Source organism: Serratia sp. GW822-FHT06D09 (genome assembly GCF_058799515.1).
Map to the genome: position 1 here is coordinate 63,199 of NZ_JBXALO010000001.1, position 16,224 is coordinate 79,422.

General features: G+C 55.5%; 16 protein-coding genes. 9 read left to right on the plus strand and 7 right to left on the minus strand.

What is annotated here, in order from left to right; all coding sequences use genetic code 11:
- Positions 1–134: 134 nt before the first annotated feature.
- On the minus strand, positions 135–815 hold the full coding sequence (locus AC1RKG_RS00295; RefSeq protein WP_020826495.1) for a hydrolase: 681 nt from the start codon (positions 813–815) through the stop codon (positions 135–137).
- Between the two features lie 268 nt (positions 816–1,083).
- Here AC1RKG_RS00295 and AC1RKG_RS00300 point away from each other — a divergent pair, with 268 nt between their 5' ends.
- On the plus strand, positions 1,084–1,509 hold the full coding sequence (locus AC1RKG_RS00300; protein ID WP_020826496.1) for a universal stress protein: 426 nt from the start codon (positions 1,084–1,086) through the stop codon (positions 1,507–1,509).
- A 275-nt stretch (positions 1,510–1,784) separates the two neighbouring features.
- Entirely contained in the window at positions 1,785–2,540 is a 756-nt protein-coding gene (budC, locus tag AC1RKG_RS00305; protein WP_020826497.1) for a meso-2,3-butanediol dehydrogenase, read from the plus strand.
- 41 nt (positions 2,541–2,581) lie between these two features.
- On the opposite strand, the gene AC1RKG_RS00310 is transcribed toward budC, so the two are convergent.
- The 4 genes from AC1RKG_RS00310 to puuD are packed head-to-tail and all read right to left on the minus strand — an operon-like array spanning position 2,582 to position 6,701.
- Complete coding sequence (locus AC1RKG_RS00310) at positions 2,582–3,862, minus strand: NAD(P)/FAD-dependent oxidoreductase (protein ID WP_409325336.1); 1,281 nt, start codon at positions 3,860–3,862, stop codon at positions 2,582–2,584.
- 11 nt (positions 3,863–3,873) lie between these two features.
- Positions 3,874–5,370 carry an aldehyde dehydrogenase PuuC gene (gene puuC, locus AC1RKG_RS00315; protein ID WP_142815384.1) on the minus strand — a complete coding sequence of 499 codons (1,497 nt, stop codon included), beginning with the start codon at positions 5,368–5,370 and terminating at the stop codon, positions 3,874–3,876.
- A 15-nt stretch (positions 5,371–5,385) separates the two neighbouring features.
- Positions 5,386–5,943 (minus strand): HTH-type transcriptional regulator PuuR, encoded by a 558-nt coding sequence (puuR, locus tag AC1RKG_RS00320; protein WP_020826500.1) that lies wholly within the window; start codon positions 5,941–5,943, stop codon positions 5,386–5,388.
- Entirely contained in the window at positions 5,940–6,701 is a 762-nt protein-coding gene (gene puuD, locus AC1RKG_RS00325; RefSeq protein WP_129982983.1) for a gamma-glutamyl-gamma-aminobutyrate hydrolase, read from the minus strand. The genes puuR and puuD overlap by 4 nt, the downstream gene beginning before the upstream one ends.
- 239 nt (positions 6,702–6,940) lie before the next feature.
- Here puuD and AC1RKG_RS00330 point away from each other — a divergent pair, with 239 nt between their 5' ends.
- The 5 genes from AC1RKG_RS00330 (at position 6,941) to AC1RKG_RS00350 (ending at position 12,775) form a co-directional block, all read left to right on the plus strand.
- Complete coding sequence (locus AC1RKG_RS00330) at positions 6,941–8,359, plus strand: glutamine synthetase family protein (RefSeq protein WP_020826502.1); 1,419 nt, start codon at positions 6,941–6,943, stop codon at positions 8,357–8,359.
- A gap of 317 nt (positions 8,360–8,676) precedes the next feature.
- Positions 8,677–10,047: an APC family permease gene (locus tag AC1RKG_RS00335; protein ID WP_020826503.1), complete on the plus strand. Its 1,371-nt coding sequence runs from the start codon at positions 8,677–8,679 to the stop codon at positions 10,045–10,047.
- A gap of 217 nt (positions 10,048–10,264) precedes the next feature.
- The gene (gene yddG, locus AC1RKG_RS00340) at positions 10,265–11,158 is read left to right on the plus strand and encodes an aromatic amino acid DMT transporter YddG (protein WP_130015604.1); all 894 of its coding nucleotides are present in this window, start codon (positions 10,265–10,267) and stop codon (positions 11,156–11,158) included.
- A gap of 73 nt (positions 11,159–11,231) precedes the next feature.
- Positions 11,232–11,504 (plus strand): hypothetical protein, encoded by a 273-nt coding sequence (locus AC1RKG_RS00345; protein ID WP_020826505.1) that lies wholly within the window; start codon positions 11,232–11,234, stop codon positions 11,502–11,504.
- 395 nt (positions 11,505–11,899) lie between these two features.
- On the plus strand, positions 11,900–12,775 hold the full coding sequence (locus AC1RKG_RS00350; RefSeq protein ID WP_041414482.1) for a nucleoside-specific channel-forming protein Tsx: 876 nt from the start codon (positions 11,900–11,902) through the stop codon (positions 12,773–12,775).
- 55 nt (positions 12,776–12,830) lie between these two features.
- Here AC1RKG_RS00350 and AC1RKG_RS00355 read toward each other — a convergent pair whose 3' ends face one another.
- Complete coding sequence (locus AC1RKG_RS00355; protein WP_020826507.1) at positions 12,831–13,010, minus strand: hypothetical protein; 180 nt, start codon at positions 13,008–13,010, stop codon at positions 12,831–12,833.
- A 462-nt stretch (positions 13,011–13,472) separates the two neighbouring features.
- On the opposite strand from AC1RKG_RS00355, the gene AC1RKG_RS00360 reads away from it, so the two are divergent.
- Both AC1RKG_RS00360 and AC1RKG_RS00365 read left to right on the plus strand, forming a co-directional pair.
- Positions 13,473–13,955 (plus strand): anti-virulence regulator CigR family protein, encoded by a 483-nt coding sequence (locus AC1RKG_RS00360; RefSeq protein ID WP_128864308.1) that lies wholly within the window; start codon positions 13,473–13,475, stop codon positions 13,953–13,955.
- A gap of 111 nt (positions 13,956–14,066) precedes the next feature.
- Positions 14,067–14,597, plus strand: coding sequence for a chorismate mutase (locus AC1RKG_RS00365; protein WP_046373789.1), 531 nt, complete (start codon positions 14,067–14,069; stop codon positions 14,595–14,597).
- Positions 14,598–14,609: 12 nt separating this feature from the next.
- Here the strand turns inward: AC1RKG_RS00365 and AC1RKG_RS00370 are convergent, their stop codons facing one another.
- The gene (locus tag AC1RKG_RS00370; RefSeq protein WP_493181657.1) at positions 14,610–16,145 is read right to left on the minus strand and encodes a serine hydrolase domain-containing protein; all 1,536 of its coding nucleotides are present in this window, start codon (positions 16,143–16,145) and stop codon (positions 14,610–14,612) included.
- Positions 16,146–16,224: the final 79 nt, after the last annotated feature.

The window sequence follows — 16,224 nt, forward strand, 5'->3', positions numbered from 1 at the left end:
CTTACGCCATAACATGACGGTCGGGAAAGTAACCGACAAACATTGATGACCTGGCCGAAAGCCGGGTTTTTTTATGCCTGTTGCCCCGGTAAACAGGCTGGCCCAGAATGAAGCAGGCCAGCCTGGCGTGACCGTTAGCCGCGCTGGGAATCCAGCACTTCGTTATTCTTCACCACGTCCTGAGCTTTAACGTAGCTTTCAATCAGCAACTGATATGCCGGGAAGATTTTGGTGTAAACCTCAGCCCATTGCTGTGCATCCTCGCGGTTCCAACTGCCCTGCAGTTCAGAGGCCACGCCGGCGGTATCGATCGGTACCACTCCGGCCTGCACCACTCGCGCCATAGTAATCTCCTGCGCCATTTTAGAGTAGGTGCCGGAGGCGTCGATAACGGCAAAGACCTTATAACCTTCTGCCACGGCGCTGATCGACGGGAAGGCCATGCAAACGCTGGTGATGGTTCCGGCGATAATCAGGGTTTTACGCCCGGTCGCTTTTACGGCCGCAACAAAATCTGGATTATCCCAGGCGTTGATTTCGCCTTTGCGCGCCACATATTGCGCATGCGGTGCATTTTGGTGGATTTCTGGGATCAAGGGGCCGTTAGGACCCTGTGGAACGGAAGCCGTGGTAATGACCGGCAATTTGCTTAGCGTAGCGATACTGGCCAGTGCGCCAGCGCGAGCGCGCAGTTCAGTCATCGGCATATCGCCGACGGTTTGGAACAGGCCGCTCTGGTGGTCAATCAACAACATCACCGCGTCATTGGCATCAATAACAGGACGCTGGCCATTAAAGTTTGCTGGAGAGCTCATCTTTCTTTCCTCTGTGATCGGGACGTAGACAACAATTAACTTTGTTTAACCAAGGGTTAATCTCAGTGCTTGTTAACAGTGTAGGGCCAGAGGAAAATTCCACTAGAGGGCTAACTCAGGATGCATCGTTCTATAAAAAGAACAATAAGGCCAGGGGCAGGCGATTACTTCAGCGCTGAACTAAACTTAAACAGCATAACAAACATGCGGAAAGGCCCTGGCAGGGAGCGCCACTTTGTTCACCAGCGCAATGCGGAGGGCTGTAATCATGGCTTATCATCATATCGTTGTGGCAACCGATCTCAGCGAAGACGCTGAATTTTTGCTCGGCAAAGGCGCCAAGTTAGCAAGCGCACTGAATGCCAGGCTATCCCTGATTTATATCGATATCCACCGTGGCGGCTATTACGCTGAGCTGGGCGTGGGTGAATACAACTACACCGACAGAACTTTTTCGGAGCGTGTCAAAAACATGCTGAATGCGATCAAGGATCAGTCGTCTTACCCGGTTGAAGAGGTGATTATCAGCCGCGGCGAACTGACGGAAGAATTGAACCGGGCGGCGAAAGAGAAAGGCATTGATCTGATTATCTTTGGCCATCATCACGATATCTGGAGCAGATGGATATCTTCGGCCCGGCAGGCGATCAATAACCTTAACGTTGACCTGTTGGTGATCCCCATTGCGAAGTAATGAACCTCGCCAACTGCACTAACGCGACGGTACGGGACTTATTGATAGGTGATAATGCGCGTTGGCAATAGTCACTGATATGAATTTTATTAACCCTATCAAATGCTTGGCTTAATTCCGATAATGCCTGACCTAGCGCATTGAATTCGCACTGAATACCTCTTTGTGATTAATAAACCGCACATTTTGACTGTCACTCGTCGTCCATGAGTTTTATCCTCGAACCATTAGGATTTGTATGATTTATAGAAATACATTCACATGGAGGAGGTCTCATGCGTTTTGACAATAAAGTGGTAGTGATCACCGGTGCAGGCAATGGGATGGGAGAGGCGGCAGCGCGTCGTTTTTCTGCCGAAGGGGCTACCGTGGTATTGGCTGACTGGGCGAAAGAGGCGGTGGACAAAGTCGCCGCTTCGCTGCCAAAAGGCAAGGCACTGGCGGTACATATTGACGTTTCCGACCACGTTGCGGTTGAAAAAATGATGAATGAGGTGGCCGAAAAATTAGGCCGCATCGACGTGCTGCTCAATAACGCAGGCGTGCACGTGGCCGGCAGCGTATTGGAAACCAGCGTTGCCGACTGGCGACGCATTGCCGGGGTGGATATCGATGGCGTGGTGTTCTGTTCCAAATTCGCCATGCCGTATCTGCTGAAAACCAAAGGCTGCATCGTTAACACCGCGTCGGTTTCCGGGCTAGGTGGTGACTGGGGCGCGGCGTACTACTGCGCGGCGAAAGGGGCGGTGGTTAACCTGACGCGTGCCATGGCGCTGGATCATGGCGGTGACGGTGTGCGGGTCAACTCGGTATGTCCGAGCCTGGTGAAAACCAATATGACCAACGGCTGGCCGCAGGAGATCCGCGACAAGTTTAACGAGCGTATTGCGTTAGGCCGAGCGGCGGAGCCGGAAGAGGTGGCGGCAGTAATGGCATTTCTGGCCAGTGACGACGCCAGTTTTATCAATGGTGCCAACATCCCGGTAGACGGCGGGGCGACCGCCTCTGACGGCCAGCCGAAGATTGTTTAAGCGGTAATTTCGGGCCCGGTGGTATACCGGGCCCGATAGCGTTACACCCCAATCCGATCCCGCAGTTGGTAGTAAGCTGCACCAATCGCGGTGAAAGGAATTTGCAGGTTGCGACCGCCGAAGAACGGCAGGTGCGGCAGCTTGGCAAACGCATCGAACCTTTCCGCATCGCCGCGCATCAGCTCGGCAATCAGCTTGCCCGCCAAATGAGTACAGGTTACCCCGTGGCCGCTGTAGCCCTGCATGTAATACACGTTATTTTCCAGCCGACCAAACTGCGGCATGCGCGACAGCGTCAGCAGGAAATTACCGGTCCAGCGGTAGTCGAGACGCACACCTTTGAGCTGCGGGAAGGTTTTCAGTAGCTTTGGCCGGATCAGATTGTCGATATCGTCCGGATCGCGGGCGCCATACACTACGCCGCCGCCGTACAACAGGCGGTTATCGCCGGTGATACGGTAATAATCGAGCAGGTAGTTACAGTCTTCGACGCAGTAATTTTGTGGGATCAGCGATCGCGCCACTTCCGGCGCCAGCGGTTCGGTAGCCACTACCTGGGTGCCACACGGCATGCTACGTTTCGCCAGCCGCGGTTCCAGCTTATCACCCAGATAAGCGTTGCCGGCGACAATCACATAACGTGCTGTCACCTGGCCGTTGGCGGTGCTGACGATGGCCGGTTCGCCATGACGGATGTGGGTGACTGCAGACTGTTCGAAGATCCGTCCACCCTGCAGGCGAATGGCTTCGGCTTCACCGAGCGCCAGATTCAGTGGGTGAATATGGCCGCCGCTGTGATCCAGCAGCGCGCCGACGTAGCGCTCGCTATCGATCTCCTGGCGGATACGCTCGGCGTCCAGCAATTCAAGCTGGGTATTGCCGTAGCGCTCCCAGTGCTGTTTTTGTTCGATCAACGCATGATATTGCCGGTTGTTCAGCGCGGCGAAGATGCCGCCAGGGCGATAGTCACATTCGATGGCGTACCGTTGGATACGGCTGCGAATGATCTCTGCGCCTTCAAACATCATGCTGCCGAGCAGGCGGGCGCTTTCGGCGCCATAACGCTGTTCAATGACGTCGATATCGCGGCTGTAGGAGTTCACCAATTGCCCGCCGTTACGTCCGCTGGCACCGAAACCGATGCGGGCAGACTCCAGCACCACCACGTTGTACCCCGCCTCTACCAGAAACAGCGCCGATGACAAACCGGTGTAGCCGCCGCCGACGATACAGACGTCGCATTCAATGGATTCATTCAGCTGCGGGTAGGGCGCGTGGCTGTTGGCCGAAGCCGCATAATAGCTTTTTACGTGTTCAGTCATGATCTCTGCCCTTATTCCAATGAAATCCAGGTGGTTTTCAGCTCGGTGAATTTGTCCAGTGCGTGCAGTGACTTGTCGCGGCCGTTACCGCTTTGTTTGTAACCACCGAAAGGAACGGTCATGTCCCCGTCGTTGTAGTTATTGACGAACACCGTGCCGGCTTTTAGCTGACGCGCCAAACGATGGGCACGGGACAGGTCGCGGGTCCAGATTGCAGCCCCCAGGCCGTAGTCGCTGTCGTTAGCCAACTGCATGGCCTGCTGCTCGCCGCTAAACGAAGTGACCGCCAATACCGGGCCGAAGATTTCGTCGCGCGCCACGCTCATGGCGTTGTCTACCTGGGTGAGAATGGTTGGGCCGAGATAACCGCCGTGTTCACCTTGCGGATGATCGCGACCGTCGAGGAACAGCGCAGCGCCCTGAGTCAAACCCTGTTCGATATAGTCGGCCACTTTCTCGCAGTGGCCCTGATCAATCAGCGTGCCCATCACCGTCGCCGGATCGAGCGGATTGCCTGGTGCAAAGGCTGCTGCATGGCGGCGCAACGCCTGTAAAAATTCTTGCTGTATGCTCTCTTCCACCAGCAGTCGAGTACCGGCGATGCACACTTGCCCCTGGTTATAAAAAATCCCGGCGGCGGCGCTTTGTGCGGCCTTATCCAGATCCGGGCAGTCGGCAAAGATGATATTGGCGCTTTTGCCGCCGGCTTCCAGCCAGACGCGTTTCATATTGGATTGGCCGGCATAGATCATCAGTTGTTTGGCCACTTGCGTTGAACCGGTGAAGGTCAGCGCGTCGACGTCGTTATGCAGCGCCAGCGCTTTACCGGCATCGTGACCATAACCGGGAACGATATTCAGCACGCCGTCCGGCAGCCCGGCCTGCTGCGCCAGTTGCCCCAGATAGATCGCGCTCAGTGGCGATTTCTCTGAAGGTTTGAGGATCACGCTGTTGCCGGTGGCCAGCGCCGGGCCGAGCTTCCAGCAGGCGAGCAATAACGGGAAATTCCACGGCACGATGGCGCCGACCACGCCAATGGGTTCGCGTTCGATTAACGCCAGCGCATCGCTGCCGGTAGGGGCGATTTCGCCATAAACCTTATCGATCGCTTCGGCATACCAACGCAGGCAACGAATAGCGCCAGGCACATCATCGCGCAGGCTATGACGAATCGGTTTGCCGGTGTCCAGCGTTTCCAGCAGCGCCAGCTCTTCGCGGTGTTGTTCCATCAATGTCGCCAGCTTGAGCAGCGTAGCCTTGCGTTGCGCCGGAGCCGCGCGCGACCAGTCGCCCCGCTCAAACACCTCGCGGGCGGCGCTGACCGCCAGGTCAATATCTACGCTGCTTCCCCGGGCCACCTGAGTCAGCTCTCGCTGACCGGCAGGATCCTCCACGGCAAAGGTTTCGCCTTCGGCCGCCTGCTGATAGCGGCCATTGATAAACAGTCGGTTCTCAATATTCAGGGCTTGCGCCCGGTGTTGCCAATACTGCAAGTGGTGGAAGTCCATACCTTGCTCCGTTGATCAGAATGTCGTCGGCGTATGGGCGCTGATAATCCGGCAAATCCGCGCCGACGTGTTGCTGAAACTGTGGGGAATGCCGGTGTTGATGGCGTAGCTCTGGCCGGCCAGCAGGGGATAAGCCTGCCCGTTGACCTGCAGCACGACTTCGCCTTCCAGCAGGGTGCCAATCTCTTCCCCCTGATGCTTGATGCGTTCACCGGTGGTGGTACCCGGCTCATAGGTTTCGATCATCATCGCCAGGGTGCGATTAGGATCGCCGTTGTGGATCAGTTTCATAGAAACCCCCTGGCTGCCAATCTCGATCAGATCCTGGTAGTCGATAACAATCCGTGGCTCGGCCGGCTTCTCCGGTTCGGCGAAAAATGCCGACAGCGACAGCCCGTACACCGTCAGCAGCTTTTGTAAGGTGCTGATGGCCGGACTGACCTTGTCCTGTTCAATGGTGCTGATGGCGCTGTGAGTTAACCCAGACAGTTCGGCCGCGCGGCGCTGCGATAATCCCAATTGCTGGCGGATTTGCGACAGACGTTTGCCCGGTGCCAAGCTGACATCGCTCATGGGCGTTTTTCCTTTTGATAGTTCCGGCAGGCGCTAATGAAACCTTCAAACAGCAGGCGTGACAGGGCATATTCCTCGCTGTTCCATTCCGGGTGCCATTGCACGCCCAGCGCAAAGGGCTGATCGCGCAGGCTGATGGCTTCTACCAACCCGTCGGCGGCGTGAGCTTCGATACGTACGCTGGATCCCAGCGTCTTCGCGCCCTGGCCATGCAGTGAGTTCACCCAGAATCTGTTGCAATCCGGTATCAGTTGCGAGAGTAAGCCCCCTTCCTGAACGATGACTTCGTGGGCAGGGGCATATTGCTGTTCGAGCGGCAGGTCGTGATCTTCACGGTGTTCCAGCAGCTCGGGCAGTTCATACAGCCGGCGGTGCAGGGCACCCTGGGTGGCGACCACCATTTCCTGCATGCCACGGCAAATGGCGAAAAGGGGAATGCGCCTGTCGAGCGAGTGGCGGATCAGCGCCAGGCTCAATTCGTCTCGCCCGGGATCGGCGTCAGGCTCATCGCCGTTTTCACCATAAAGGTGCGGCTGCACATTACTGGGGCTGCCTGGCAACAGAATGCCATCGAGTTGTGGCAGTAACTCTTCGAGCAGTTTCGGTTCTGCCAGCGCGTGTGGCAGGGCTATCGGCAACCCGCCCGCAGCGATAACGGCATTTAGGTACTTTTCTTGCAAGGTCTGAGTGAGGTGCCCGTTTAACCTATACCTGCACATCACTACGCCGACCACTGGTCTGTTAAATATATTGCCCATGCTGTCCCCTTGGTATGTTCGAAATTATGAACGATAAGCTTCTCCACTGCCGTTTCCGTTCAATATTTTATAAATCTAGCAGTGAGATGGGCAATATTCAAACTAAAAGTAACACTTGCAAAACAATTTTGTTGCATCTATGTTTCATTGGTGGACATTATATTGAGCAAGATGGTCAAAAAACATCGACGGCAATAAGTGTGAGAACCACAGACAAAAACATACATGGCGGGTGAATCATGCAGACCAACATAGTAGAAGTGGAAAACTTTGTTCAGCACCACGAAGAAAAGCGAAGTAGCGCGTTCCAACGTGAAGTGAAGAAGTATCTGGAACGTTATCCATTAACTCAGCACGTTGACGTTCTGTTGACCGATCTTAACGGCAGCTTCCGCGGCAAACGGATACCGGTTGGCGGGCTGAGCAAACTGGAGAAGGGCTGTTACTTCCCGGCGTCGGTGTTTGCGATGGATATTCTTGGCAACGTGGTTGAAGAGGCCGGATTGGGGCAAGAGCTCGGTGAGCCGGACCACATCTGTGTACCGGTATTGGGCACGCTGACGCCGTCGGCGGCGGATCCACAATATATCGGCCAGGTACTTCTCACCATGCTGGATGAAGATGGTACTCCCTTTGACGTTGAACCGCGCAATGTGCTGAACCGAGTGTGGCAGCGTTTGCGTCAGCGCGGGCTATCCCCCGTAGTAGCGGTAGAGTTGGAGTTCTATCTCATCGATCGTCAGCGTGATTCGGAAGGGTATCTGCAGCCGCCGTGTGCGCCGGGTACGCAGGAGCGTAACACCCAAAGCCAGGTCTATTCGGTAGACAACCTTAACAACTTTGCCGACGTGTTAAGTGAGATAGACGAACTGGCACGCCTGCAGGGGCTGCCGGCTGACGGTGCGGTGGCCGAAGCCTCGCCCGGTCAGTTTGAAGTCAATCTGCACCATACCGACAACGTGCTGCAGGCCTGCGACCATGCGCTGGCGTTGAAACGCCTGATCCGCATGGTGGCAGAAAAACACAACATGCAGGCCACCTTCATGGCCAAGCCGTATGAAGAGCACGCCGGCAGTGGTATGCACGTGCATATCAGCATGCTGGACCGCCAGGGCAACAACGTTCTGGCCGATGATGACGGCGAAGACTCTGCATTGTTGAAACAGGCTCTGGCGGGAATGATCGCCCTGATGCCTTCTTCTATTGCGCTGTTGGCGCCAAACGTTAACGCCTACCGCCGCTTCCAGCCGGGCATGTACGTGCCGACTCAGGCATCCTGGGGCCATAACAACCGCACAGTGGCACTGCGTATCCCTTGCGGCGACCGCGATAGCCACCGGGTGGAGTACCGCGTGGCCGGTGCCGATGCCAACCCTTATCTGGTGATGGCGACCATCCTGGCGGGCATCGTCTACGGGCTGGAAACACCGCTGCCGCTGCAAGAGCCGGTAACCGGCAACGGGCTGGAGCAGGACGGACTGCCATTCCCTATCCGCCAGAGCGATGCACTGTATGAATTCGAGCATCAGCCGGTGTTGAATGCGCTGCTGGGTGAAAGGTTCAGCCATGTTTATCTGGCCTGTAAAACGGATGAGCTGGTGCAGTTTGAGCGCCTGATCACCGATACCGAAATCGAGTGGATGCTGAAAAACGCCTGAACCCGCTCATCCTCGATGATACCGCGCGCGTCTGGCGCATTCCGCCGGCTATCCTGTGGCCTGCGAAGCTGCGCGCAGCGGTAAAGCATTTCTTCTACTTGGCGTACAGGACGCCGGCGAGGAAAGAACCATGACAGCCATAACTGTTCCATCAACCTGCGCGGGCGTTTGCCTGTGCCGCAGTAAATATGGGCCTTCCGCTGGCCGCGTTTTTTTGTCTTTGCATCGTCCCTTCCGCCGCCTGAGCAGCAGTTTCCCCGCGGCCTCTCTGAATGACGTTAAACGGTTACCAGCAGAGGACAAAGGGGGGAAACGCCATGGCGATTAATGCGATCGAGGTTAATGAGGCGGCCAAGCCGCAACTGCGTAAAAGCCTGAAGCTGTGGCAAGTGGTGATGATGGGGTTGGCTTACCTGACGCCCATGACGGTGTTTGACACCTTCGGCATTGTCTCCGGCCTGACCGATGGCCACGTCCCGGCCGCTTATCTGTTGGCGCTGGCCGGCGTGTTGTTTACCGCCATCAGCTACGGCAAGTTGGTTCGCAAGTTTCCGACCGCCGGTTCCGCCTATACCTATGCGCAAAAGGCCATTAACCCGCACGTCGGTTTTTTGGTGGGGTGGTCCTCGCTGCTTGACTACCTGTTCCTGCCGATGATCAACACCCTGTTGGCAAAGATTTATTTGACCGCGCTGTTCCCCGAGGTGCCGCCGTGGGTGTGGGTGGTAGGCTTTGTGATCATCATTACCGCCATCAACCTGAAAAGCGTCAATTTGGTGGCTAACTTTAACACCCTGTTTGTTTTGGCCCAGATAGCGATCATCGTGGTGTTTATCTTCCTGGTCGTGCGCGGTCTGCATAACGGTGAAGGACTGGGGACGGTGTGGAGTCTGCAACCCTTCATCAATGAGAATGCGCATTTGCTGCCGATTATCACCGGCGCCACTATTTTGTGCTTTTCGTTTCTCGGCTTCGACGCGGTCACCACCCTGTGTGAGGAAACGCCCGATGCCGCCAAGGTGATCCCGAAGGCCATCTTCCTGACTGCGCTGTACGGCGGGGTAATCTTCATCAGCGTTTCCTTCTTTATTCAGCTGTTTTTCCCATCTATTCAGCGCTTCCATCAACCGGACGCGGCGCTGCCGGAAATCGCGCTGTACGTGGGCGGCAAGCTGTTCCAGTCGATTTTCCTCTGTATTACCTTTATCAATACCCTGGCATCGGGGCTGGCCTCGCACGCCAGCGTTTCGCGACTGCTGTACGTGATGGGGCGCGACAACGTGTTTCCGGAAAAGTATTTCGGCTATATCCACCCGAAATGGCGCACCCCCTCATTGAACGTGTTGCTGGTTGGGCTGGTGGCGCTGTCGGCGCTGTCTTTCGATCTGGTCACCGCGACCGCGCTGATCAACTTCGGTGCGCTGGTGGCCTTCACCTTCGTTAACCTGTCGGTGATCAGCCATTTCTACATTCGCGAGGGGCGCAATAAAAGCTGGAAGGACCGTTTTAACTACCTGTTCCTGCCGTTGGTGGGGGCGTTAACGGTTGGCGTGCTGTGGCTGAACCTGGAAAAAAGCTCGCTGACCATGGGGCTGATCTGGGCCGGGCTGGGTTTTGCCTACCTGGTATATCTCACCCGGCGTTTCCGTCAGCCGCCGCCGCAGTTTGAACGGCAGCCGCAGCAATAAGGCCAAGGCTGTTGATGAACCCATCCAGGGGTAAATCGGTAGGGGGGCGGCCATCTTCGCCCCGATTCAACTCATTGATTATGCTATAGGGCGCAGCATGCAGCGCCCCCACCAGGAAACGATAGGTGCACCGAGGCGGGCTTTCCCGCCTTTCTTTTTTTATCACCGGGCAGTAGAGTGAAAATCCTGATAAAAAATAACTGATTGGAACGCTTTCATGTCTTCTCTGCCCGCCCAATATAAAGCCACCTTGCTCGGTCTGTTGGCGATCCTGCTGTGGAGCAGCGTGGTTGGCCTGATACGCAGCGTCAGCGAAGGCCTGGGGCCGATTGGCGGGGCAGCAATGATCTACAGCGTCAGCGCGGTATTTTTGCTGTTGGCGCTGCGCATGCCGAATTTACGCCTGTTCCCACGCCCCTACCTGCTCCTCGGCAGCCTGCTGTTTGTCAGCTATGAAATCTGCCTGTCGTTGTCTTTGGGCTATGCCAATACCCGTCTGCAAGCGATTGAAGTGGGAATGATCAACTACCTGTGGCCCTGTTTCACCGTGCTGATGGCCCTGGTGTTTAATGGGCAAAAAGCCAAGTGGTGGCTGCTGCCGGGGCTGTTGCTGTCCTTGTTCGGCATTGGCTGGATCATGAGCGGCGAGGGCGGCTGGTCGCCGGCGCAAATGCTGGAAAACGTGCGCAGCAATCCGCTGAGTTATTCGTTGGCTTTTGGCGGAGCGGTGATTTGGGCGCTGTATTGCAATCTGACCAAGAAAATTGCCCAGGGTCATAACGGCGTGGTGTTGTTCATTACGCTGACCGCCCTGGCACTGTGGTTGAAATATGCATTCAGCAGCGAAAGCGGTATGCAATTCACGTTGCCGGTAACCCTGACGTTGCTGTGCGCGGGCATGGCAATGGGGGCAGGCTATGCGGCGTGGAACGTGGGTATATTGCGCGGCAATATGACGCTGTTGGCGACGGCGTCTTACTTTACGCCGGTGCTGTCGGCGGTGTTTGCTGCGCTGGTGCTGAATACTGCACTGACCGCCAATTTTTGGCAGGGTGTGGTGATGGTCACGGCAGGTTCGTTGATCTGTTGGCGGGCAACCCGAGGAAATTAACGGAAATTATCTGCCTGTCGCCCAATGTTGAACTAGAATTTAACTAGCGATTCTGCCTGAAGGAACATAAAAAATGAGAGACGATATTCAATTCATTCAGCAGCCAGTGATTGACGACGAACGTTTTATGCGCGGTGATACCGTGCGCCTGACCACCGCCAATTTACGTCACGAATACCAGCTTGATGTCAGTATTTTACGCCGGGAAGGCAAACTGATTTTTGGCTCGGTCATCGCCGCTGCACCGAAAGTGGATATCCCGCCCAAAGAGTGGGAGATAGCTCCGGGGCAGGAGGTGGTTTTCCGCCAGGAAAATATTGCCAAAGCACTGCCTTCGGTGAGCTGAGCTTCCCCCATGTGAGGTGTTTTCACGTCCATTGACCGCAGTAGATTTCCAAGAAATGCCGGCGTCTTTTAGCGCCGGCATTTTCATTTCAGCGACAGAGACGGTTACTTTATTTATTGATTACAATTGGCACAAAAAATGCTTTAAAAATCACCGGGCATGACAAAAATCACAGCGATCGTGAATTTGCATGAAACATAATTTGACAAATGTGAACGCAATCGATTACCTATTCGCGAAATGCATAACTGGATCACAGATTCTTACACCCAGTGATTTCTATAATGCGCGCGTCGCCCGAGAGTTTGTAAGCGGAGGCAACGCCAGGTGTCGTCAGACTGATTGTCATCTTTTCTAACGGGCAGGAAATGGCCCTTTAAGCATGTGGTAATAAAATGAAAAAAATAGCTCTCGCAGCAGGTGTACTGCTCGCAGCGTCTTACAGTGCATCTTCAATGGCTGATAGCAAAGACAGCCAATACGTCTCGGATTGGTGGCACCAAAGCGTTAACGTGGTGGGCAGTTACCACACCCGTTTCGGACCTCAGTTGAACAACGATCTGTACCTGGAATATGAAGCCTTCGCCAAAAAAGATTGGTTCGACTTCTATGGCTACATCGACGTGCCTAAATTCTTCGGCGTGGGCAACACCCCTGACCGTGGTATCTGGGACAAAGGTTCTCCGATGTTTATGGAAATTGAACCTCGCTTCTCCATCGACAAACTGACCGGCACCGATCTGAGCTTTGGCCCGTTCAAAGAATGGTACTTCGCCAACAACTACATCTATGACCTGGGCCACAACGCCGACGGTCGCCAGAACACCTGGTATATGGGTCTGGGTACCGACATCGACACCGGTTTGCCAATGAGCCTGTCGATGAACATCTATGCCAAATACCAGTGGGAAAACTACCAGGCTGCCAACGAAAACAGCTGGGACGGTTACCGCTTCAAAGTGAAATACTTTGTGCCGTTGACCCAGGTGTGGGGCGGCAATCTGAGCTACATCGGTTTCACCAACTTTGACTTTGGTTCCGATCTGGGCAAAGACGACTTCACCGTGAACGGTCGTCAGGCGCGTACCAGCAACTCGATCGCTTCCAGCCATATTCTGGCGTTGAACTACGATCACTGGCACTACTCGTTCGTGGCTCGTTATTTCCATAACGGCGGCCAGTGGCAGGACGGCGTGGATATTGGCACCCCACAGGGCCCAATCAAATCCACCGGCTGGGGTTACTACATCGTGGCCGGTTATAACTTCTGATTTTCCGTGGTATCAGAAACAGAAAACCCCGCTTTGGCGGGGTTTTTTTTCGTCATCACTGCGCTTGTTCACCGGGCAGATGTCGCACCGGCATAAATAATCGTCCTTTGATTACGTGGCATTCATTATCGATCCAATTGATGATTTGTTCACGGCTAACGCCTTCGGATTGCGCGTAGCGGTGAAGATCGCCATTAAAGTGCTGCGTGATGTATTCCATGAGGGTCATTTGCATGTCTTTTGCTCCTGAACGCCCACCCGTTGCCAACTGGCCACCGTGGGAGGTTAAGGTTTCTCAGACGCCGAATTTAAAGTATTGGCAACCAAATCTCAACAAAAAGCACTGTCGTGGTGCATGCAATGTCGATTCAGCTGCAAAAAAGAATCCCGCACGGAGAGGCGGGAAGGGTTCAGTATTATCACTTTGGGTGATAAAAAGATGATTTGAGGTGCGACGAAAAAGAGCGGGCTAACTCTTTTTTGTGACAATTCCAAACTACTGCATGGCTTATTTCGCTGCAAGAAAAATCTTAGGCCGGAATTCGGTTTTTTCGAATAGTTTTGCGCTGGGATAATCTTCTGTCATTTGGCCTGATGCCGATCTCTGTATGGCATCTAACTCTCAGAGTTTTCCTCATGCTTTGTGCGGAGAATTGCGCCTATAGTGAAGGTAATAACCCATGCAGGAAGTAACAAAATGAGCAAACGTCGTACTACTTTCACCGTATTGGCGCTGATTGTTTCTCTGGGGCTGTCATCCGCACCGGCGCTGGCCGATAAAGGCGGCAACGGTAACGGCGGGGGTAATGGCCATGGTAACAGCGGCAATCACGGTAATAACGGTAATAACGGCAACAATGGCAAGCATGGCAATAAAGCCAAAGATAACGATGGCGACCGTGGGCTGGTTTCCGTCAGTTTTTCCCATGAGCGGGCACGTTCTCTGGCCTTGAACTACGGTCTGACCGGCTACCGTTCTTTGCCACCGGGGATCGCCAAAAATCTGGCGCGTGGCAAGCCTTTACCTCCGGGCATCGCCAAAAAAATGGTGCCATCCTCCATGCTGCACGATCTGCCTTATTATCCAGGCTATGAGTGGCGCATTGCCGGTAACGATCTGGTGCTGGTGGCGTTGAGTACCGCACTGGTTGCCTCGGTGATCAACGGCGTGTTTGATTGATTCCCGCTGACTCTGCTTTAAGGCCCCGCTTCGGTGGGGCTTTTTATTTGCCTGCAACGGGGGATCGTGGTGAACTCTTTTCCTGTAATTTTGGTGCATAAGGAAATTGTGATGTTCAGGATGTTATTGATTGCCTGCTGCCTGGTCAGTTTTTCCGCTTTGGCCAACGGAGGGACGGCACTGGGTGAACTGGTCAATCAGCGTCTGGGTTATATGAAAGACGTTGCTGGCTACAAGGCGCAGCAGCATTTGCCGATCGAGGATTTGGCGCAGGAGGCGAAGGTACTGGCAAGCACGCAGGCAGAGGCGGGGCGCTTAGGGCTGGATCCGCTTTCGGTTCGACCGTTTATCATCGCGCAAATGGACGCCGCCAAGGCGATTCAATACCGTTACCGCGCGGACTGGCTGGCGCAGCCGGAAAGCGGCTGGCAGCCACGGCCGTTGGAACAGGTGCGGCCGCAAATTGCCGAGCTCAGCAGCCGAATTTTGCAGCGACTGGCTCAGGAATTAAAAGCCGGGGCGCTGACGGAGAGTGCGCGCAGTCATTTTATTCAGGCTATTGATCAGAACAACCTCAGTGAGGCCGACAAGCAGCGGCTGTTCACCGCCTTATTGGCCGTCAGGGCCGCCAAGGCGGGATGATCCCGGCGTCCGCTAATCGCGGTCGACGCTGCTGCGCTGGAAGGTCAGCACCCGGCTGCGATTGGCAATCAAATCTACGCTGTAGCCGCGGAAATAGAGGCAAAAGCGTTTCAACCACGGGCCGTCGCTGCTTTCGACCAGCATGCGGCCCTGGCCCAGCGAACTGATCTTCCCGGTTTGCGATGATGGGCCCACGCCAATGTGAACCCGATCGCCGCAGATCTCGAAGGCGGTGCGGTACTGCGGGTGGTACCACAAGCCCTGCACGTGCTTCAGACAATCGCGGTTTGGCGTGACGGGCAGAAAGCTGCGCGGCACGTGGCACACTTCACCTTCTACCGCTTCACCGGTCCATTTCAGCCGCATCGGCATATGAGCGGAAAGCGACACCGCATAGCCGTCATCGGCCTGATACAGCACCTCTTCACTGCCCAGATAAGCGACGTTGCCGTCTTTCACTTCCAGCCAGTAAGGATCTGCCACCGTGGTGTAAATGCCATCAGGAATGGCGGTGCTGCGTTTCGGCAGGGCTTCACCCAGCAAGGCGGCCATCACCTGCAGTGCCATGTCGAAACTGTCGCAGTCCTCCCGGTTAGCCACCACAACGACACCGGCCTGCCGGTCGGGTGCCAGCAGGAAATAAGTTTTGTAGCCGGCATGCGAACCGCCGTGGCCCAGCAGACGGTGTTCGCCGAGCGGCGTTTGCGCCAGCCCCAGCCCGTAAGCGCTGACCTGCCCTTGGTTGAGATGGCGCGGGGCACTCAGTTGCGCCAGTACGCCACGGCCAGGGCCTTGATTGGCCAGCAGCGTTTGCAGCCAGCGAGTGAGGGCATTGGCACTACCGGTCAGGCTGCCTGAGGCGGAAAGGTGCAGACCGGCGCAGGCCAACTGCCAGCCCTGTTCGGAACGCCAGTAACCGGGGGCAAGCCCAGGCACCACGTCATACCAGCTTTCCGGTGCCCGCAGTTGCACCTGCAGCGGCTGGGCAATGTGCTGCTGAACCAGTTGGTCGAAGTCATAGCCTTTGGCCTGTAGGGCCGCTTCAACCAACCGGTAGCCAGTGTTGGTATAGGTGATTTCGCTGCCGGCCGGGTAGTTCAGACCCTCTAGTCCCTGCAGAAACTGCATGACTGGTTGCGCTTCGCTGCGGGTATGCACCGAAATGCCCAGCAGCCCCAGTGTTTCACGTACGTCAGGCAGCCCGCTGGTCATATCCAGCGCCTGGCCGACGGTCACATTTGCCAGCGGCTTTCGCAGCTCAGGCAGCAAGTCACCCAGGCGGTCGTTCAGGCTCAGGGCCTGATCCGTAGCGTTGAGCGCCAATGTGGCGAAAATATGTTTGGTGACGGAAGCGTAGCGCACCACGGTGTCTGCGTTAAAAGGGGTATTTTGCGCCATATCGGCTCGCCCGGCATAGGCAGTTGCGCGTACTTGTGCGGCATCGAACAGGGTAATAGCGCCACCGGGTTGGTTGTCGGACTGCCAATCAGCCAGCAGTCTATTGGCGACGGCCTGCGCGGCACGCCAGTTCAGCGGGATTTCGGACATAGAGGGCCTCCAGAGTATTTTTTATTTATTTGTGCCTTGATGGGCTTTTCGCCAGATTGTGGCGTACCGCGCAAACGGC